Annotated in this window: 15 protein-coding genes; 6 read left to right on the top strand and 9 right to left on the bottom strand. The window is 65.1% G+C overall.

The window, feature by feature from the left end; translation table 11 throughout:
• The first annotated feature begins 144 nt into the window (after positions 1–144).
• The 4 genes from CXY83_RS07165 (at position 145) to CXY83_RS17375 (ending at position 3,850) form a co-directional block, all read left to right on the top strand.
• On the top strand, positions 145–726 hold the full coding sequence (locus CXY83_RS07165) for a WxL domain-containing protein (protein WP_104196687.1): 582 nt from the start codon (positions 145–147) through the stop codon (positions 724–726).
• Between the two features lie 142 nt (positions 727–868).
• Complete coding sequence (locus CXY83_RS07160; RefSeq protein ID WP_104196752.1) at positions 869–2,254, top strand: L-serine ammonia-lyase; 1,386 nt, start codon at positions 869–871, stop codon at positions 2,252–2,254.
• A gap of 213 nt (positions 2,255–2,467) precedes the next feature.
• Positions 2,468–2,860, top strand: a complete 393-nt coding sequence (locus CXY83_RS07155) for a LysM domain-containing protein (RefSeq protein WP_104196686.1) — start codon at positions 2,468–2,470, stop codon at positions 2,858–2,860.
• A gap of 93 nt (positions 2,861–2,953) precedes the next feature.
• Positions 2,954–3,850 carry a sulfurtransferase gene (locus CXY83_RS17375; RefSeq protein ID WP_134571613.1) on the top strand — a complete coding sequence of 299 codons (897 nt, stop codon included), beginning with the start codon at positions 2,954–2,956 and terminating at the stop codon, positions 3,848–3,850.
• A gap of 27 nt (positions 3,851–3,877) precedes the next feature.
• On the opposite strand, the gene CXY83_RS07145 is transcribed toward CXY83_RS17375, so the two are convergent.
• Positions 3,878–6,376, bottom strand: a complete 2,499-nt coding sequence (locus tag CXY83_RS07145; protein ID WP_104196685.1) for an RNA helicase — start codon at positions 6,374–6,376, stop codon at positions 3,878–3,880.
• A gap of 347 nt (positions 6,377–6,723) precedes the next feature.
• Here CXY83_RS07145 and CXY83_RS07140 point away from each other — a divergent pair, with 347 nt between their 5' ends.
• Positions 6,724–8,340 carry a molybdopterin-dependent oxidoreductase gene (locus tag CXY83_RS07140; RefSeq protein WP_104196684.1) on the top strand — a complete coding sequence of 539 codons (1,617 nt, stop codon included), beginning with the start codon at positions 6,724–6,726 and terminating at the stop codon, positions 8,338–8,340.
• 299 nt (positions 8,341–8,639) lie between these two features.
• Here CXY83_RS07140 and CXY83_RS07135 read toward each other — a convergent pair whose 3' ends face one another.
• The 6 genes from CXY83_RS07135 to CXY83_RS07110 all read right to left on the bottom strand — a co-directional run bounded on the left by CXY83_RS07135 (position 8,640) and on the right by CXY83_RS07110 (position 16,242).
• Positions 8,640–9,593: a ferritin-like domain-containing protein gene (locus tag CXY83_RS07135; RefSeq protein ID WP_104196683.1), complete on the bottom strand. Its 954-nt coding sequence runs from the start codon at positions 9,591–9,593 to the stop codon at positions 8,640–8,642.
• 215 nt (positions 9,594–9,808) lie between these two features.
• Complete coding sequence (gene tatC / locus CXY83_RS07130; protein WP_104196750.1) at positions 9,809–10,564, bottom strand: twin-arginine translocase subunit TatC; 756 nt, start codon at positions 10,562–10,564, stop codon at positions 9,809–9,811.
• Between the two features lie 48 nt (positions 10,565–10,612).
• Complete coding sequence (gene tatA / locus CXY83_RS07125; RefSeq protein WP_104196682.1) at positions 10,613–10,894, bottom strand: Sec-independent protein translocase subunit TatA; 282 nt, start codon at positions 10,892–10,894, stop codon at positions 10,613–10,615.
• 129 nt (positions 10,895–11,023) lie between these two features.
• Positions 11,024–12,664, bottom strand: coding sequence for an FAD-dependent oxidoreductase (locus tag CXY83_RS07120; protein WP_104196681.1), 1,641 nt, complete (start codon positions 12,662–12,664; stop codon positions 11,024–11,026).
• Positions 12,657–14,777 carry a molybdopterin oxidoreductase family protein gene (locus CXY83_RS07115; RefSeq protein WP_104196749.1) on the bottom strand — a complete coding sequence of 707 codons (2,121 nt, stop codon included), beginning with the start codon at positions 14,775–14,777 and terminating at the stop codon, positions 12,657–12,659. The genes CXY83_RS07120 and CXY83_RS07115 overlap by 8 nt, the downstream gene beginning before the upstream one ends.
• Positions 14,778–14,829: 52 nt before the next feature.
• A complete protein-coding gene (locus tag CXY83_RS07110) occupies positions 14,830–16,242 on the bottom strand; it encodes an MFS transporter (protein WP_104196680.1) in 1,413 nt (470 codons plus the stop codon).
• 280 nt (positions 16,243–16,522) lie between these two features.
• On the opposite strand from CXY83_RS07110, the gene CXY83_RS07105 reads away from it, so the two are divergent.
• The gene (locus CXY83_RS07105) at positions 16,523–17,353 is read left to right on the top strand and encodes an RNase H family protein (RefSeq protein ID WP_104196679.1); all 831 of its coding nucleotides are present in this window, start codon (positions 16,523–16,525) and stop codon (positions 17,351–17,353) included.
• A gap of 66 nt (positions 17,354–17,419) precedes the next feature.
• Here the strand turns inward: CXY83_RS07105 and CXY83_RS07100 are convergent, their stop codons facing one another.
• On the bottom strand, positions 17,420–18,658 hold the full coding sequence (locus CXY83_RS07100; RefSeq protein ID WP_104196678.1) for an exonuclease domain-containing protein: 1,239 nt from the start codon (positions 18,656–18,658) through the stop codon (positions 17,420–17,422).
• 103 nt (positions 18,659–18,761) lie between these two features.
• The gene (locus tag CXY83_RS07095; protein WP_104196677.1) at positions 18,762–20,222 is read right to left on the bottom strand and encodes a sugar porter family MFS transporter; all 1,461 of its coding nucleotides are present in this window, start codon (positions 20,220–20,222) and stop codon (positions 18,762–18,764) included.
• Between the last annotated feature and the right edge of the window lie 93 nt (positions 20,223–20,315).

Below are 20,315 nucleotides of genomic sequence, written 5' to 3'. Positions count from 1 at the left end.
TGAGGATTGATTCATCGCCACCGGAACTCGTTTACAACGGATAACGAGTTCGGTTCACCGCCTGCGATATCCGTTTCTCCCACACTTTCGTGGACACGCTATTTGGCGTGCTCGCGCCACCAGTAGCAACCCAGAGGACACACCATGCGCACTCTCACCAAGACCGCCGGAATCATCGTCGCCACCGGCATCCTGTTCAGTGTGGCTCTCTCCCCGGCCCAGGCCGACACTGACACCGTAAACGCGACCATCAGCGGCGGCAGCCTTACCGCCGACCCGACCGCGCCCAACGCGATGAGCGCTGTCGTTCTCGACGGAGTCAACGCGCAGGCATCCACCGGAACCGCGCCCCTGTGGACCATCACCAACGCTCGCGGCACGAACAGCGCCTGGTCTTTGTCGGCCAGCGCTACCGACTTCGTCAGCGCAGCAGGTACCGTCGACACGACCGCCCGCACCCTGCCGGCCTCCAACCTTGTCATCACGCCGGGCACCATCACCGCCGGCACCGGTTCCGACGCGGCGCCGACAGTCGGGGCCGTCACCGTCAGCAATGTCGCCCAGTCTCTGGTCTACACCACGACCCTCGGCAAGGGCACCTTCACCCTCGCCCCGACCTTCGACCTGAGCGTCCCGGCCAACACCTTCCGCTCCAACTTCTCGGGCGCGGTCGGCGTCACCGCCGTCAACCCCTACGTGTCGACCATCACGTTCACCATCGCCTAGCGACCGTTCTCGCCGGGTCCCCGGCTGGACCTCTCGGGTAGCGCCTCGCACTTTACGGTGCGGGGCGTTTGGGGTTGAGCGCCGTGGTGAATCCCGGTCTCGTTCCCTGCCCACCACGTCCGGGTACCGTACGATGAAGACCGTGACAGCGTACGTCTCAGCCCTGGACCTGTTTTCCATTGGAATCGGCCCTTCCAGTTCCCACACGGTGGGCCCGATGCGTGCTGCGCGCCTATTCGCCGAAGACCTCGTGGCGACCGGGCGCCTCAATGCGGTGGGGCGCATCCGCTGCTCACTGTTTGGGTCTCTGGGGTCAACCGGTCTCGGCCACGGTACGCCCGATGCCGTGCTCGCCGGATTGACCGGCCTGCGCCCGGAAACCTGCGACCCCAATCAGGTGCGCGCCGCCTGGTCTGGTATCCAAGACGGTGCCAACCTGACCCTGCTCGGTGGGCGCAGCATTCCTATCCATTCCGACGACGTGCACTTTGAGCCTCGCACACGCCTACCTGGGCACCCGAACGCGCTCACGCTGTCCGCCTATGCGACCGACAGCAGGGCAGATTCCCTTCCTCTCCTCGAGGAAACCTTCTATTCGATCGGTGGCGGGTTCATCCGCCGGGGCACCGAACGCTCGAGCGCCCAGACCCGCGTCACCCAGCCGCTCCCCTACGATTCCAGCGCACAGCTGCTCGCCCTGTGCGAAGCCCATAACTTGTCGATCTGCGAGGTCGCCCGCTGTAACGAGGAAGCGATTCACGGCGCCGCAGTGCTCGACGAGGGACTCGACGCCATCTGGAAGGCCATGCATACCTGCGTGGAGGCCGGACTCAGCACCACCGGCGTGCTGCCGGGCGGCCTCAACGTCAAACGCCGGGCATCCGCGGTACGTATCCGCTTGGAAGAATATGACGGGTTGGCCCTGTGCGACCATGACACGTCAACAGAATGGCTGCACGCCTTCGCGCTCGCCGTCAATGAGGAGAACGCGGCAGGCGGGAGAGTCGTCACCGCGCCGACGAACGGGGCGGCCGGCATCATTCCCGCCGTCGGCCATTACTACCTGCGTTTCGTTCCGGGGGCGGATGCTGCCGGTATTCGTCAGTACCTGCTCACAGCCGTCGCCATCGGCTCCCTGGTGAAGGCCAACGCCTCGATCTCAGGGGCGGAGGGCGGTTGCCAGGCTGAGGTCGGAGCCGCGTGCGCAATGGCTTCTGGCGCACTCTGCGCCGTGCTCGGCGGAACGCCGCGTCAGGTCGAGAATGCGGCAGAGATCGCCATGGAACATCACCTCGGGCTCACCTGCGACCCGGTCGGCGGGCTCGTGCAGGTTCCCTGCATCGAGCGCAACGCGATCGCCTCGTCGACGGCGGTGTCGGCGGCACGGCTGGCGCTGCACGGCGACGGAACACACCTGGTTTCACTCGACACCGTAATCGAGACAATGCGGCAGACCGGACTCGACATGATGACGAAGTATAAGGAAACCAGCGAGGGCGGGCTCGCGGTCAACGTCATCGAATGTTGAGCGCAACACCCCGAACGGGGGTAACCGACTCGGTCGAGCCACCACGCGTTCAGCCTAAGCTGACTGAGTGCGCGCATAGACGCGGTCACAGCGTGTCTTAGAAAGCAGGGTTGAACCATTCGCAGCTCACTCGTACGTCGCCCGTGGGGCATCATCGTTACCGCTGTCCTACTCGTGGCGGTGGCTGGCTGTGCCGGTGAACCTGCTCCGGCCGTGACTGTGACGATCACCCCGACCGTGCCCCCCAAGCCCACCCCAAGCCCCACGCCGACGCCGACACCAACGCCGGTTCCCACCGAAGAGCCGGCACTTATTCCCAACCCGACGGTTCCCGACCTCGTTCCCAACGCGGAGCCCGTGCCCCTGCCGCAGGGACCCGCCGCCGACCAGGGCAGCACACCGGGTGCCCGCGGCACAACGACCGCTGACGGCGCGGGGGCCCTGCTCACCTATACGGTCGTCGAGGGCGACGCGTTCTTCGACATCGCCCAACGATTCAACGTTCCGGTTCAACTCATGCTCACCATGAACCCCTCGGTTCCCGGGCTCGGCGAGAACATCTATATCAAGCAGATCATCAACCTGGACTGGACCACCACCCGGTAGCCGCTATGTCGCCCGATGACGCCGGATGTCGCCGGATGACTCGCCCGGGCACCGGTTCTGCCCCGTGTCGGCGGCCGGCGCTAGCCTTGTGTCATGAATTCTCCCGTTTCCTCGTCGCCCGTCGTCTCCACGCAATGGCTGGCCGATCATCTCGGTTCTGACCACCTCGTCATTCTCGACGCCACCGTGCTCGCGCTCGCACCTTCAGATTCCGGGCCGCGCTACCTCAGCGGGCGTGACGACTACCTCACCAAGGGGCACATTCCCGGAGCGGTGTTCGCTGACCTGTTCGATGTCTTCTCGGACCCAGCGGGCGAATTCGATTTCTCCCGGCCGAGCGCCGCTCTGTTTGAGGCGGCCGCGGCATCCGTCGGAATCGACAACACCACGACCGTCGTCGTTTACGATGCCGTGGTGGGACAGTGGGCTGCCCGCATCTGGTGGCTGTTTCGCGCCTTCGGCTACGACGATGTCGCCGTGCTCGACGGCGGTCTCACCAAGTGGCACGCCGAGACCCGCCCGTTCGCCACCGGCGGAACGCGACCACGGGTCGTCAGCGGCTTCACGGCCACCCCGCGTCCCGAGCTGTGGGTCGACAAGAGCTTCGTCGAGTCGATCGTCGCCGGCAAAGCGGATGCCGCCCTGGTCTGCGCCGTTCCGCCGGCGGAATTCGCCGGCACGGCCGGGTCACGCCCGCGTGTCGGACACATACCCGGCAGCGTCAACCTACCGGCCGGCAGGCTCGTCGACCCCGCCACGAATACGTTCCTGCGCGGCGACCAGCTCCAGGCAGCGGTCGCCCCATCCGTGGCGGCGTCGGCATCTGCGGCGTCGGGCCACCTGGTGACTTACTGCGGTGGCGGAATCGCCGCAGCCGCGAGCGCCCTCGCTCTCATCCGTGCCGGCAACGAGCACGTCTCCATCTACGACGGTTCCCTCAATGAGTGGGCCGCAGATGCATCCGCTCCGCTCCGCGCGCCCGGCGTGTAGCGCCGCGATCTCTGGGGGCGGTAAGCGCTACAACCGGTTGACACCGGTCACGCGCACGACAGCCGCGCCGAGTTCATCGGAGTCGGCGAGGTTCACGCGCGCGCTGATCCCCCAGTCATGGTCACCGGCCGGGTCGTCGATGATCTGGCGCACGGTCCATTCCTCGGCCCCCTCCTCGATGATGAGCAGGTCAGAACTGCGGGCGTTACCGCCGGTGAGTATCTCGTCATGCTCCGCGAAGTAGCCATCCATCGCTTCAGCCCAGACATCATCCGAGTAGCCGTGCTCCCGGTCGAGCTCGCCGAGCTCGTCGTAGTGTTCCAAGGCGGCGAGCTGCACCCGGCGGAACAGTTCGTTGCGCACCAGGATACGAAAAGCTCGCACGTTGGTGGTGAGTCGACGCGGCGGCGGAGGCAGAATCGTGTGCGCTTCTGCCTCGTGCGCAGCAAGATCGGGGTGCAGCAGTTCTTCCCACTCGTCGAGCAGGCTCGAGTCCACCTGACGAACGAGCTCACCGAGCCATTCGATCAGGTCGAGCAGGTCTTCGTTCTTTGCCTCGTCGGGAATGGTCTGCCGGGCGGCCCGATACGCGTCCGACAGGTAGCGCAACACGACGCCCTCGCTGCGGGCGAGCTTGTAGAACGCGATGAACTCGCCAAATGACATGGCCCTCTCATACATATCGCGCACGACGGACTTGGGCTTGAGTTCAAAGTCGGCGATCCACGGCTGGGAAGCCTTATAGGTGTCGAAGGTGTAATTCAGCAATTCTTCGAGCGGCTTGGGGTGCGTGATCTCCTCGAGCAGCGCCATCCGCTCGTCGTATTCGATGCCCTCACGCTTCATCGCGTTCACGGCCTCGCCGCGGGCGGCGAATTGCTGCCCCATGAGCACCGGCCGCGGGTCGTCGAGGGTTGACTCCAGAATCGAAATCATGTCGAGCGAGTAGGTGGGCGCTTCCGGGTCGAGCAGTTCGAACGCGGCCAGCGCAAACGGCGACAGCGGCTGGTTGAGCGCAAAGTTCGCCTGCAGGTCGACGGTCAAACGGATGCTGCCGCTCGCGCCCTGCTCCACGATTCCGGCTTCGCGCAGGGTCTTGTAGATACCCAGGGCGCGCCGGGCCAAAACCAGTTGACGCTTCCAGGGCTCGTGGTTGTCAAAGACGAGGGAATGCACATGGGCGAAGGCATCGCCGCCGCGGCCGATCACATTGATGAGCATCGCGGCGGTCATCTGCATGCTCGACGAGAGGGTTTCGGGTTCAGCGTCGACCAGCCGGCGGAAGCTCGGTTCGCCCCAGGACACAAAACCGTCCGGCGCCTTCTTGCGCACGATTTTGCGCTTCTTCTTCGGGTCATCGCCGGCTTTCTCGATGGCCTTGAGATTGTCACTCTCGTGCTCGGGCGCCTGAATGACCACCGTTCCTGCGGTGTCATAGCCGGCCCGCCCAGCCCGGCCCGCGATCTGGTGAAACTCGCGCACGTTCACCTGGCGCATTTTCACACCATCATATTTGGTGAGGGCGGTGAACAGCACGGTGCGAATGGGCACATTGATGCCGACGCCGAGGGTGTCTGTGCCGCAGATCACGCGCAGGTAGCCGCGCTGCGCGAGCTGCTCCACCAGGCGGCGGTATTTCGGCAGCATGCCGGCATGGTGCACACCGATTCCCATGCGGATCAGCCGGGACAGGGTCTTGCCGAAACTGGTGGTGAACCGAAACTCGCCGATTAGCTCGGCAATGACGTCACGCTGCTCCCGGGAGGCCACCTTTGCGCTCGCGAGAGCTTGAGCACGTTCCAGTGCAGCCGCCTGAGAGAAGTGCACGATGTAGACCGGCGCTTTGTCGGTGTGCAGCAGCTCTTCAACCGTTTCGTGCACCGGGGTCTGCTCGTAGTAATAGCTGAGCGGAACCGGGCGCTCCACTCCGGTGACGACCGCGGTGGGCCGCCCGGTTCGCCGGGTCAGGTCATCGCTGATGAATTTCACGTCGCCGAGTGTGGCCGACATGAGGATGAACTGTACCCGTGGCAACAGCAGCAGGGGAACCTGCCAAGCCCAGCCGCGCTCCGGGTCCCCGTAGAAATGGAATTCATCCATAACGACGAGGTCGACCTCGGTGTCTTCGCCGTTCCTCAGCGCGAGATTGGCGAGAATCTCGGCGGTGCAGCAGATGATTGGGGCGTCGGCGTTGACGCTCGAGTCCCCGGTCATCATGCCGACGTTCTCAGCCCCGAAAGTTTCGACCAGGGAGAAGAACTTCTCACTCACGAGAGCCTTGATCGGCGCGGTGTAGAAGCTGCGTTTACCGGCGGAGAGTGCCGCGAAATGAGCTCCGACGGCCACGAGCGATTTGCCGGTTCCCGTCGGTGTGCTCAGGATGAGGTTGGCCCCCGAGACGATCTCGATGACCGCTTCCTCCTGCGCCGGGTACAGGGTGAGGCCCTGTTCGGTCGCCCAGGTTTCAAACGCCTCGAAGAGAACGTCGGGGTCGGTTTCGTTTTCGAGGCGCGCAAGCAGAGACATAGTCCCTCAAGACTGCACTACTTCGCACCGTGTCTTCGACTCCGCCGCTTCTCGTCTTTTCCACTGTCACAGTTCGCCGCACGCCGGCTCGGCCATCGCGCATAACTCCTGCAATTCGCGAGCCGCCTGAACACTCGGCGCGAAAAGTCGGGCAGGTCCGGAGCCTCGCCCCCAAATTGCAGGAGTTATGCGCAGTCAATGGCCAGTCTGGTGCCCATTTGGATGGCCGGTGCAATTTGTCGAATTGGCCACCCAGCCGAACCGCAAGAATATTGCGGATGTCTGACGAAACCCGCCGAGGCCCCTGGCCGGGTGGCACTCACAGTCGCCCGTTCTAGGCTGGTGACATGGTCTACGTCACTCCTGACACTGCGGTTGCTCCGCCACACCGTGCTCAGGCACTTTGGCGCCCGGCGGCCGCCGGTCTGGCCGCCGCCCTTGCCGGTCTCGGTGTCGCCGAGTTGACCGCGGCCTGGATCGCCCCCGGCGCGAGCCCGGTGCTGACGGTCGGTATCCTTGTCATCGACATCGTTCCGGCCGTCGTCAAGGACCTCGTCATCGGCTTGTTCGGCACGGCCGACAAGATCGTGCTGATCGTGACCATCGTGCTCGTGCTCCTCTTGGTCGCGGCTCTGGCCGGCATTCTCGAGAGTCGGCGCCCGCCATTCGGCCGCCTGCTGGTGGTGCTCATCGGCGCGATCGCCCTGTTCGCGGCGCTCTCCCGTTCGAGCGCCTCTACCCTCGACGCGGTCCCAGCCGTCGTGGCCATGGGCGTCGCAGCCATCGCGCTGACCTTTCTCACGACCAGACTGCCCGTCGATCACCGCACCGGGCACGCCGCCACGGCATCGGCGCCGGACCTGGTGCCGGCACGCCTCGACGGCAGCGGCCCAGGCCGTCGCCGCTTCCTCGTCTACACCGCAATCACCGCAGGCATCGGCCTGCTGGCCCTGGCCGGCGCACAGTTCAGTGCCGCAGCCACCCGGGCAGCGGATGCCGCGCGCGCGCTCTTCACGCTGCCCACGCCATCCGTTCGCGCCGCCGCCATTCCGGCCGGGGCGAGCCTCGACGTAGCAGGGATCACCCCGCTGATCACCCCGAACGCCGACTTCTACCGCATCGACACCGCCTTGAGCGTGCCGCGCATCGACCCGACCACTTGGCGGCTGAAGGTCACCGGCATGGTCGAGAACGAGGTCGAGATCGATTTCGCCGAGTTGCTCGCCCTGCCGCTTGAAGAGAGCACGACCACGTTGGCCTGCGTGTCGAACTACGTCGGCGGCGACCTGATCGGCACCGCTACCTGGCTCGGCTACCCGATTCGCGCGCTGCTGGCTCGGGCCAAGCCCACGGATGGTGCCGATATGGTGCTCTCGACCAGCCAGGACGGCTTCACCGCCGGCACCCCGATCGAGGCGCTTACCGACGGCCGCAACGCCATTCTCGCCGTCGGCATGAACGGCGAACCGCTCCCCCTCGAACATGGGTATCCGGTGCGCATGGTCGTGCCCGGCTTGTACGGCTATGTGTCGGCGACGAAATGGGTCGTCGAACTCAAACTCACCCGGTTCGACCAGGAGCAGGGCTATTGGACGCCGCGCGGTTGGTCAGCACAAGGACCGGTCAAGCTCTCCTCCCGCATCGACGTGCCCCGCCAGGGGACCTCGGTACCCGCCGGGTCGGTCGTCATTGCCGGTGTGGCCTGGTCGCAGCAGGTGGGGATCAGCGCGGTCGCCGTGCAGATCGACGACGGGCCCTGGCAGGACGCCACCCTCGCGGACGCGATCTCGGTCGATACCTGGCGTCAGTGGGCCTACACCTGGGACAACGCGGGCGCGGGCGACCACACCATCACGGTGCGGGCAACGGATGCCGCGGGCCTCGTGCAGACGTCGGCCACCGCCGACGTCGCCCCGGACGGCGCCACCGGACTGCATGAAATCTCGGTGTCCGTCTCGGCGTGACGTGCTGGGCGCAGGCGAGAACGTGTGCCCGGCCGCCAAACCAGTGATGATCGCGTCGATAGAACACCGTTGAGCGGATGCGGAGCGCTCACGCAGCCCCGCCGATCCCGCCGGGCAGAGGCGGTGCCCGCTCCCGTGCAGAACCAGCCGAGGCCTCGATGCACGGGGGCCTCGCCACGGCGGGGAGGTTTGGGCGTGGCCAGAACCTCCCCGTCAAACGTGTGCGGGAGTACCGCCACTGAGCGAGAGTCGTACCTCTCGGTCAGTGACGATACTCCCGCGCCAGGGAACGGTGTTGCCTAGCCGTTGGCCCCGCTGGTGTTGATGACACCGTTCACACCGGCCGGGAAGAACCCGCCCGACTTCACGGGCGCCGCATTGAGGTACGTGATGTTGAGCACCTGCGCTGCGCTGCGGCTGTAGACCAGGCCGTTGGCGTCGGTCGGTACCAGGTTGGCCTTCGACGCGTTACCAATACCCTGGTCAAGGTCGGTCGGGCCGTCGACGGCGTCGCGCAGATCGGAGATCTTCTGCGCGGTCGTGTACACCGAGGGAAGCGCGATACCGAGTGCGTACAGCGTGCTGCGGATGACGCCGGCGTGATAGGCCTCGACCGCGAGCAGCCCGGCGGCCGCTTCGAGGAATGTCTTGTTTGTGATCAGCGGCGCGGCGCCCTTGTACGCGGTGACTCCGACATCCTCGAAGATGAACGCCCCGAAGAGAAAGTTCGCTTCATTGGCGTACACGTCGAACTTCTGACCGGGCTTGACCAGACCGGCCGCCTGGGCAGCAGCCGTGAAGCTCGCGTCGAGGTTGATCTTGGGGCGAGACACCTTTGCGCTGCCCAGGGCGGACCGCAGGAAGGCCACGTGGGCCTTCTCGTCGGCGGCGATTTCATCGGCGTACTTCTTGATGATTGCGGTCTTGAAGTGCACCATACGACCGCCGGTCACACCGCCGCGCGTTCCGGTTCCCGTCGTCATGCTGTCGGGCAGCCCTTGGCCGGTTGTTGCCCGCAGGTAGAACTCGGCCTCGAGGTATTCGAGGTTGAGGGCGAAATTCAAAATGGCCGCATCGCTCGGCGCCTCTGCCGGGCCGGTGGATTCGGCAGCCAGTGCCGGGCTGCCGGTAGCGAGCACCGCTGCTCCTACACCGAAGCCGGCCACACCCGCCGCTCGCAGAAAGTTTCGGCGATCCGACGAATTCTCCGCGCTGCGATTGATGGCATTAGTGATAAACCCCTGATCAAACATTCCAGTTCTCCTGACGGTAAGTGAACGTTCCGGGTGTGCCTCAGTAACACCGGTAACGTACCCTCGCAAATCACTTCCATGTAAGGGTGGACAAAAGTCGTAAGCAAACGATAAGAATCATTTGCACTTTTGTGCATGTGAGGTTTTCGGAGCTTTTCAGGCGCGCCATCGAGCGCGCAGTCCCGGTGAAATCACCGAGTCGGAGCGATCAGAGATTAGAGCAGCAGGCCGTCTGCGCCGATTCGCGGCACTCGGCGGGCGACCCGGCGGTCGTGAAGCAGTGCAATTCCGTAGGCGGTGAAGTACAGCACCACCATCGGCACGGCGAGCAGGAACATGGACACGACATCGGCTGCCGGTGTCGCAATGGCCGTGAACAGGATGATCACCAGAATGGCCAGACGCCAGGATTTGATAATAGAGCTGGCGCTGATCACCCCGGCAAAGTTCAGCAGCACAATAAATACCGGCAGCACGAATGCGATCCCGATTGCGATCATCAGTTTGAGCACAAAGTCAAAGTAGTTTCCTGCATTGATCAGTGCGGCGTCCTGTTGCGGCGCGAAACTCGTCATGAGTTCAACCACGTGCGGCAGCACATACCAGCCCGACGCGCACCCGATCAGAAATAGCGGCACGGCGGAAAAAAAGAACCCGAAAGTGTATTGCTTCTCTTTGCGCGTCAGGCCGGGCATCAGAAAAGCAAAGACCTGATACAGCCACATCGGGCTCGATACGATCAGTCCGACGTAGAAAGAGATGCGCAGTTTGAGGTCGAAGGCACTCGTGATATCCGGGTAATTGATCTGGGCGTTGCGGTTCTGGGCGCGCACAATCGCGTAGATCGGCTCCCGCAGACCATCCCAGACGAAGCCCGAAAGAAACCAGCCGGCGATAGCACCGACGAGGATGCCCGCAGCGGCGAGAAAGAGTCGCTTGCGCAGCTCGAGCAGGTGCTGCCCAAGCGACATCTTTTTCTTGGCGGGCGCGGTGCGCACGCCCTCCACCACCACGATTGCCTAGGCTTTCGAGTTCGGCGTGCTGCTCGGGTCGGCGCGAGTACCATCGGCGCGAGCACTGTCGGCGCGAGTACCATCGGCGCGAGCACTGTCGGCGCGAGCACTGTCGGCCGAACTATCGGGCGTGCCGTCGTCGGTGCGTTCCGGGGTGATCTCACTCTTGAAAATCTTCATGGACTGACCGAGACTGCGGGCGAGCCCCGGCAGTTTCGGTGCTCCGAACAACAGCAGGATCACGACGAGAATTATTAGGAAATGCCATCCGGTCAGGTTGCTGAGCATGCGAATTCTCCCTCTAGTGAGTCGGTCGACCAGCAGTGTAACGGTCTCAGCGGAGATAAAACCGGGTAAACCTCATTTATTCTTCCCGTATCGGGTATTTCCGCACTCCTGCACACAGAATCCACGCTGTCAGGACGTCGCCCGGGACGTTGCGAAGCGTTCGAGAACCTCGCCGATACGCATTTTGCACCCGCCGCATCCGGTGCCGGCTCGGGTCGCTGCTCCGATACAGGCGACACTCGTGTTGCCGACCTCGGCTGATTCGGCAATGGCACCCACGGTGACGCCGTTGCACCAGCACACCGTCGCGCCCGGGTTGAAGGCGCCGCCGACCGAGGGCTCGTAGTCCGGCCCGTCGTAGCGCAGCAGCACTGAGCGGTCAGCCGGTAGTTCGCTGCCGCGCTCGAACAGTAGTGTCAGTTCGGCGGCGGTGCGCGGCATACCGACGCAGATGAAGCCCTCGAGAATCCCCTCACGGGTGACCATCTTCACATAGCGGCCGTGCTCGGGATCAGCCCACTGCGACACGTACAACGACGCTGCGTCACACGCGGCGGCATGACCATCGACCCCACGATCCCACGGGTCGGCTGCGGTGTTGCCGACCGACACAACCTCAATGCCCTCGGCTTTGAGCATCACCACGGCCGACGCCGCACCGATCAGGGCGTGGACCTCCCCCGTGCCCAGCACCTCGTTGCTGAACCGCCGGGCGAGCCAGTCGGCCTGGCGCCAGCCCGGCCCGATCAGACCGCTCGGGCCGCCGGTCGGCAGCGTTGTCGACTCACCGGCACGGCGGGCAGGTGCAACGTGGGCGCAGTCGCCGATCGCGTAGACGCGCGGATCGCCCCAGCTCTGCAGGTTCGAATCGACCAGGATTCCGGTCGAAACCGGCAGCCCGGCCAGCTGTGCCAGCTCGGTTCGAGCGCCGACTCCGCACGAAAGCAGCAGCAGGTCGCCGTGGATCTGCTTGCCGTCAGCGCAGATAAGAGCGTCGAACCGGTCTACGCCGTCGTCATCCTGGTGAAAGAGCAGGCTCTCAGCGCGGGAATGGTTGACCATGGTCACGCCCGCCCGTCGGGCGCTCTGCGCCAGTACGCTGCCGCCACCGCGGTCGAGGTTACGGTTCATGGGAATTTCCCCGTGGTAGACAACGCAGGCTTGCGCCCCGGCCGAAGCCGCGGCGAGCGCGATCTCCATGCCGAGCACGCCAGCGCCGAGCACGACGATGCGCTTGCCTGCGGTCACGGCCGCGAGTACCCGCTGGGCATCATCGAGGTCACGCAGCACGGTAACCCCGCGTGGAAGTGTGGCGCCGCCGGTATCGAGGGCAGCGGCATCCGCTGCCGGCATCTGCCGGTCACGATGCACCCGGATGATCCCATCCAGGGTGGGAATGTTGGCGCGGGCGCCGGTGGCGAGCACGAGCCGGTCATAGGTCAGCAAGGTGCCGTCGCTGAGCGATACAGCAGAGCGGCTGCGCAAAATCGCGGTGACGCTCACGCCGAGGTGCAGGTGGACACCGGCCTCGCGGGCGGCGAAGGTGTCGGTGATCTCGAGGCTGTCACGGTCGGCGTTGCCGACCGCGTGTTCGGCGATCAGCACTCGGTTGTAGGCGTCGGTGTTTTCGGCTCCGACCACGGTCAACGTGGCAGCGCCCCGGCGCACGAGCGGCAGGAGTTCTTCGACGAAGCGGGCCCCGACCGGACCGTAACCGACGAGCACGATGCGCTCAGGGTTGGGCGTTTGTGAGGTGCTTCGTTCAGACATTAGCGCCTGCTTTCACGAGTGCACGCACCCGAACGGTTGTCTTCTTGAACTCGGGCATGCCGCTCACCGGATCGGTCTCGTCGTCGGTCAGCAGGTTGGCGCGCTGGTCGCCACTAAAGTGAAACGGCAGAAAGACCGTATCAAAGCGCATGTCGGTGCTCACCTGTGCGCGGCAGCGCACCGTACCGCGGTCGTTGCTGACCTCGACCCAGGCCTCGTCACTGATTCCGAGATGCTCGGCGGTGGCCGGGTGGAGCTGCAGTCGGGCCTCCGGCTGGGCGTCGGAAAGCTCCCGCACCCGCCGGGTCTGGGTGCCACTCTGGTAATGCTCGAGCAGCCGGCCGGTGATGAGCGTCAGGGTGCCACCGACCTGGGCCGGCGCGCCGAGGCGGCGCGCCTCGACAACTACGAGGCGAGCCAGGCCGTCGGGGTGGGCGAAGCGGTCCAGAAACAGTCGCGGCGTACCAGTCGACCCGACCGGGTAGGGCCAGAACGCCGGTTCCTCGGTATCGAGCAGGGCATAGCTGAGGCCGGAGTAGTCGGCGAGTCCGCCCTTCGACGCCCGGCAGAGTTCGTCGAACACCTCGCTCGCCTGGGAGCTGAAGGTTCCGGCCGAGTCGAGGCGTCGCGCGAGCTCCTGCCAGATCCACAGTTCGCTGCGTACGCCCTCCGGCGCATCGACGGCGAGCCGGCGACGGATGACGCGGCCCTCGAGCGAGGTCATCGTGCCCTCTTCCTCGGCCCACTGCGTGACCGGCAGCACGACGTCGGCGAGCACCGCGGTGTCGGAGAAGAAGAAGTCGGCGACCACCAGAAAGTCGAGGGTTTTCAGGGCTGCCCGCACCCGTTCGGCGTTAGGCGCGGAGACGACGATGTTGGAGCCGTGCACGAGAAGACAGCGGATCCCGCCCGGCTCCCCCAGCGCGCCGAGAAGCTCGACCGCGGGCAGGCCAACGCCGGGCAGGCTGTCGGGATCGACTCCCCACACCCCGGCGACGTGCGTGCGAGCGGCGGGATCGTTGATCCTGCGGTAGCCCGGCAGCTGGTCGCACTTCTGCCCGTGCTCGCGACCGCCCTGACCGTTGCCCTGGCCGGTGAGGGTGCCGTAGCCGCTGTGCGTGGTTCCGACGAGGCCGAGCACGAGGCTCAGGTTGATGGCGGCAGTGGCCGTGTCGGTGCCGTCGGCGTGCTGCTCAACACCGCGCCCGGTGAGGATATACGTTCCGCTGCCGGTCGCGGCCCCCCGTGCCGCACCGGCCGCGAGACGGCGGGCCAGCTCCCGCAGCTGCCAAACCGGAACGCCGGTCTGTTCCTGCACTCTGGTCGGCCACCAGCGGCTCACGCTGCGGCGCACCGCGTCAAACCCCGTGGTGCGATTGGCGAGGTAGCTCCGGTCGGCAAGTTTCTCGGCGATGACGATGTGGGTCAGGCCGAGTAGCAGCACGAGGTCGCTGCCCGGGGTGGGCTGCACGTGCATTCCCGCGCCATCGTCGGTGAGCCGCGCTGTCGCTGTGCGGCGCGGGTCGATGACCACGAGGCCCCCGGCGGCGCGAGCACCCTCGAGGTGACCGATGAACGGCGGCATGGTCTGCGCCACGTTGGAGCCGAGAATCAGAATGGTGTCGGCCGTGTCGAGCTCGTCAACCCGAAACGGCAGGCCTCGGTCCAGTCCGAAGGCCCGGTTGCCGGCCGCGGCGGCACTGGACATGCAGAACCGGCCGTTGTAATCGATGCGGCTGGAGCCAAGCGCCACCCGGGTGAACTTACCGAGCTGGTAGGCCTTCTCGTTGGTGAGGCCGCCGCCGCCGAACACGCCGACCGCGTCGGCCCCGTACTCAGCCCGGGTGACGCGCAGTTTCGCGGCAACGAGGTCGAGCGCGTCGCTCCAGGAGGCCGGTTCGAAGGTGCCATCAGCCTGCCGCACCATTGGTTCGAGGATGCGGTCTGGCGAGACGAGCAGTTCGGCGGCGGTCCAGCCCTTCTTGCACAGGCCGCCGCGGTTGGTCGGGAACGCCCGGCCGGCCACCGTCAAGGAGGCGGCCGAAGCGGCCGGCGAAGCGGATGCGGCGACATCCGCTTCACCCGGCGTCGTTTCACCGGGACTGAGGTTCATGGCGCACTGCAGGGCACAGTACGGGCAGTGCGTGGCGGTGGGCAACGGGCGCCTAGATCTTCTGGCCGGCGACGGACGAACCGCGGCGCAGGTAGACGAAAGCGGTGACGCACATCATGACGACGTAGGCGATGGCGAAGGCGTAGATCGCGCGTGAGTAGTCGCCGGTGGTGGTCTTGGAGAAGCCGAGCACCTGCGGAATGATGAACCCGCCGTAGGCGCCGACGGCGGAGATGAGGCCGAGGGCCGCGGCGCTCGTGCGCTGGGTAGTGACATCACCCGAGTTCTCGTGGGCGTCTTTCACCCCGCTGCGCGCCGAGAACACGCTCGGGATCATGCGGTAGGTCGAGCCGTTGCCAATTCCGGTGGCAACGAAGATGAGCAGAAAGCTGCCAAGGAAAGCCCAGAAGTTACCGAGCGGCAGCATGGCCGCGACCACGAGGGCGCCGGCGCCCATCACGCCGAAGGCTGCAACGGTGACGAATGCCCCGCCAAAGCGATCGGCCAGGCGTCCGCCGGCCGGCCGGGCCAGCGATCCGACGAGGGCACCGATGAACGCGAGGGAGAGCGACGCTGAAGCGACCTGAAAGGTGGAGTAGGCCGGGAACTGGTCGGCGATGAGCTTGGGGACCACGCTCGCGAAGCCGATGAAGGAGCCGAAGGTACCGATGTAGAGCACGGCCAGAATCCAGAAATGTGGTTCTTTCACCGCGGCGATGGAACCGGCGAAGTCGGCTTTGGCGTTGGTGATGTTGTCCATGTACTTCCAGGCGCCCCACATGGCGAGGAGGATGAATGGAATCCAGAACCAGCCGGCGAGGCTGATGTTGAGCGTGCCGACGGCGCCGAGGGTGATCACGATCGGCACGATGAGCTGGGCCATCGCGGCGCCGAGGTTGCCGCCCGCAGCATTCAAACCGAGCGCGTAGCCCTTCTGGCTCTGCGGGTAGAAGTAGGTGATGTTTGACATCGAGCTGGCGAAGTTTCCGCCGCCGAAACCGGCGAGGGCTGCGACGAACAGCATGACACCGAACGGGGTATCCGGGTTGCCGACGCAGAAGCCCAGGGCGATGGAGGGGATCAGCAGCAGGCCGGCCGAAACGATGGTCCAGTTGCGGCCACCAAATTTGGGCACCATGAACGTGTAGGGAAACCGCAGGGTGGCGCCGACGAGGCTCGGCATCGAGATGAGCCAGAACACCTCGGCGGTCGAGTAGGTGAAGCCGACCGCCGGCAACGACACGACGACGATGCTCCAGAGCTGCCAGATGGCGAAGCCCAGGAACTCGGCCAAGATCGACCACTTGAGGTTGCGAGCGGCGATGAGCTTGCCGCCCTGTTCCCACTGCTTCGTGTTCTCGGGGTTCCACTTGTCGATCCACCGACCAGGACGGTGCACCAGCACCGCGTCGTCGATCGTGGATGCGGTGTGGCCGAGCGCTGATCCCACTGTGCTGGATGTCATCGAAGTCCCCCTCGGGATTGGAATGAAATGGCGGTGCAAAAATCTGCAGGCAGCCGGGGCGACTCCCCTGCTTTGACGTTAGCCAGCGCGTGTTTCCGGCAACGCTGGCACCGGTTACCTTTCGATCACCAGATGATCACACGCCGTTCGATGGGGTGTTGGGGCGCTGTTACACGACGGACACAATCGGCGCTCTGGCCCCAGCAATACAGGTACCGGATGGCGGGGGTGGCAGACTGGTAGACCCGCGCCCGCGCATCCGCTGTTTGAAAGGCCCCACATGACAATCACCGCTGCCGCCGACGGTTCTGCCCTCGGGAACCCCGGACCAGCCGGCTGGGCCTGGTACGTCGACGACTCCTGCTGGGCCGCCGGTGGGTGGAAGCACGCCACCAACAATCAAGGCGAATTGAAGGCCGTGCTCGAGCTGTTTCGCGCCACCGCGCACATCGACGACGACCTGCTCGTGCTGTGCGACAGCCAATACGTGATCAACTCCGTCACCAAGTGGATGAAGGGTTGGAAGGCCAAGGGCTGGCGTAAGGGTGACGGCAAACCGGTAATGAACCTCGACCTGCTCCAAGAGATCGACGAGGTTATCGCCGGGCGTCGGTACCGATTCGAGTGGGTGAAGGGACACGTGGGGCATCCGCTCAACGAGGCCGCCGACGTGCGCGCGCGCGGCGCGGCCGAGGCGTTTCAGCGCGGCCGGCCGGCCCCGGCCGGACCCGGTTTTGCCGGGCTGAAATCAGAAGATCAACCGGTTGGACGGGCGAGCGCTGCGGTATCCGGCGGGCTGCGTACCGCGGGTTCGCCGATTGCTTCGCCCCTGAGCACTGGCCGAAGCACGGAACGAGCGGTCGCCTACGCGCACGACGAACTGTTCTCGTTCGACGATATTGGCGACGATATCGGCGACGATATCGGCGAGGATCGCCGCGAGGATCGCCGCGATCTCATCGATCCGAACAGCCCCAACAGCATGCGCAGCGGCGATGAGTTGCACCGGGTGACGCTCACGCTCAGCGCCGAGGAGCATCGGCGTCTCATTTCGCGGTCACAACAGCGCGGCGAGACCGTCGAGGATTACCTGCGCGGCCTGATCATCTAGCCGACGCTGCCCACTGGTCCGCTCGCCCACCCGTGTCGACGTCTCAACACTGCGGCCCCGGCCCGGTCAGCGCACTCCGATGAGAGACCGCAGGCCGAATTCGGAGACGATCGGAATGCCGTAGTCGCGGGCCTTCCCGGTTTTGCCGGTGATCGACGCGGGGTTGGCGGCAACGAGCAGGCGCGTGCGCAGGGTGACCGCCGTGCCCAGGGACAGACCCCGAGCAACCAGTTCTCGGCCCCAGTCGGAACGGGCCCGGGCCATATCACCGGTGAGCACGACGATGTCGCCCTGTTCCAGCAGCACAGTGTCGATCGAGGCGAGTGGCAGCTGCACCACCGAGGCGGGTGCTGCCAGTGCGGCGGCAACGATTTTCGGAGCGACATCGAGCATGCGGGCGACCGCGATCAGGTCGGCAGAATCTGCGACGCTGAGAGCGCCGTTCAACCAGGCAACCTGCACGAGGTCCTCAAAATAGCGGCGATGCAGTGCGATGCCCTCGGCGACCGTTACACCGCTGAATTCCGCCAAAACCCGAAGTTCACGTGTTTCCTGCGGCGAGAGAACATGATCGAGCAGGCACAAATCGAGCAGGGCGAGGTAGTCGAGATGTTCTTCGGGACCGGTGTAGTCGGGGAGTTTTACAGCCGCGCGGGCCAGGAAGCTCGGTGCCGGTGCTTCGTCGCCCGGCGTTGACGGGTCGCGCTGCACCCACTCTGCGTCGGTGGCAGCGGTGATTCTCGGCCAGGCGGATCGCTCGGCACGGTCAAGAGCGTTGATCCACGGCGTGACGAGGGGCGAACCCTGCACGTAGGCGGCGAGAAGACTCGCGCAGGCCACGGCCTGCACCAGGGCCCCCGGTCCTGGCTCGATTTCAATGTCATAGGCGGCGCAACAATCGACCAGCAGCCGACCAGCGCCGGGCAAATAGGTGCGGGCCAGGTGCATGGTGCAGACGGCCTCGAGTCCGCGGCCGGGGGCATAACCCATCAGCTCGAACTCGCGCATGAGAAATCCGGTGACGAACTGGGCATTGTGCGTCACCAATACCCGGCCCCGGAGCAGGTCGACCAGGCGCGGTGCAATCTGCTCGAACGTCGGCGCGCGCAGGAGTTCGGCGGTGCTGACGCCGTGGTTCGCCACGTCCCCGGCGTTGCTCCCCGGGTTCACAACGGTTTGCCAACGCGCAGCAATGCGACCGCCCACGTCGAGGTGCACCACAGCGACCTCGACGACCCGATCCCGTTGATACGGGAACAGTCCGGTGGTTTTCAAACTTATAACGGCGTATCCACGTTCGGGCATGGCCACACTCCACAATCTTGTCCTGTGAAGTTATCCACAAACCGGCCGAATCGCGACAACCCGTTCGGGGGCTTGTGGGTATCGCCAAATACTGCTTAGATGCCTACTTGACGGAAGCGGCCTTCCGTGCAGAGTTCTTCGGCGGGAGCAGCGTGTCAGCCTCCTCCAGCGACATTCCATTGGTTTCGGGCACCTTGCGCAGCACGAACCAGAATGATAGTCCGGCGAACAGGGCATACAGGGCATAGGTGATCGGCAGGGAGGCATCCGCCATCGGCGGAAAGCTGACCGTGATCAAGAAGTTCGCGATCCATTGGGCGGCTGCGGCCAGCCCGAGGGCCTTGGCACGAATCGAGTTGGGGAACATCTCGCCGAGGAGCACCCATACAACCGGGCCCCATGAAGCTCCGAATGAGATCACGAACAGGTTTGCGGCAACGAGCGCGATCGGCGCCCAGGCACCCGGCAGGCTGAGCGCGCCGTCGACCGTGACCGACTGGCTGAACGCCGCCGCCATTGTCGCCAGCGACACCGTCATGCCGATGGAGCCGGCCAACAGGATCGGTCGTCGGCCGATCCGGTCGACCAGGGCGATCGCCACCAGGGTGACCAGAATGTTGGTGACCGAGGTGATCACCGAGATGGTCAGCGAATTGGATTCCTCGAAGCCGACCGCGCTCCAGAGGGTGGTCGAATAGTAGAAGATCACGTTGATGCCGACGAACTGCTGGAACACCGACAAGATGATGCCGACCCAGACAATCGGTTTGAGACCGAAGGCACTGCCACGCAGAGACCCCGCCTTCTGTGACCGCGCATCGACCTCGATCGATTGACGCATGTCGCGAATCTCCCGGTCGACGTCCCCGCTCGGCCAGAGCCGGGTGAACACTGCGCGGGCATCCGCTTCTTTGTCTTTGAGAATCAGGAAACGCGGGGATTCTGGAAGGATGAACGCGATGCCGCCGTACACGACGGCCGGCACGGCGCCGACGAGGAACATCCAGCGCCAGGCTTCCAGCCCGAACCAGAACTCACCAGCTGCTCCGCCAGCACTCTCGGCGAACACGGCGTCGGAAAGCAGCGCGGTGAAGATGCCCAGCGTGATCGCAAGCTGTTGCAGGGAGCCGAGTCGTCCGCGCATATGCCGCGGTGAAATTTCGGCGATATAAGCCGGTGCGACAACGGACGCGAGGCCGATACCGAGCCCGCCGATGATTCGCCAGATGATCAGGTCGACCACGCCGAACGCGAAACCTGAGCCGATCGAGCTGACCAGAAAGACCACGCCGCCGACCACCATCATGGGGATGCGTCCGTAGCGGTCGGCGAAGCGACCGCCGAAGAACGCACCGGCCGCGGCGCCGAGCAGCGCGCAAGCCACCGCGAAACCGGTAAGGGTAGCGTTCAGTCCGAATTCCTGCTGCACCGCGTTGACGGCCCCGTTGATAACCGAGGAGTCGAACCCGAACAGAAATCCGCCGAGGGCGCCGGCGACGGCCAACACGATGACTTTTCTGTTCGATCCGGGTGCCAGGTCAGTTGCCTGAGTAGACGCGTTCATCGTGCTGGGTATCGATTGTTCACCTGATCAGCCTACTTCGGGTGTCCGCAGATGCCGCGCCGAGCAGCCGAATAAACTGGTGTGCGTCAGTTC

It is taken from the genome of Cryobacterium sp. M15, assembly GCF_002929675.1.
Classification (GTDB): Bacteria; Actinomycetota; Actinomycetes; order Actinomycetales; family Microbacteriaceae; genus Cryobacterium; species Cryobacterium lyxosi.
The sequence above is the reverse complement of the archived record's forward strand: the minus strand, read 5'-3'. Positions and strand labels throughout refer to the sequence as shown.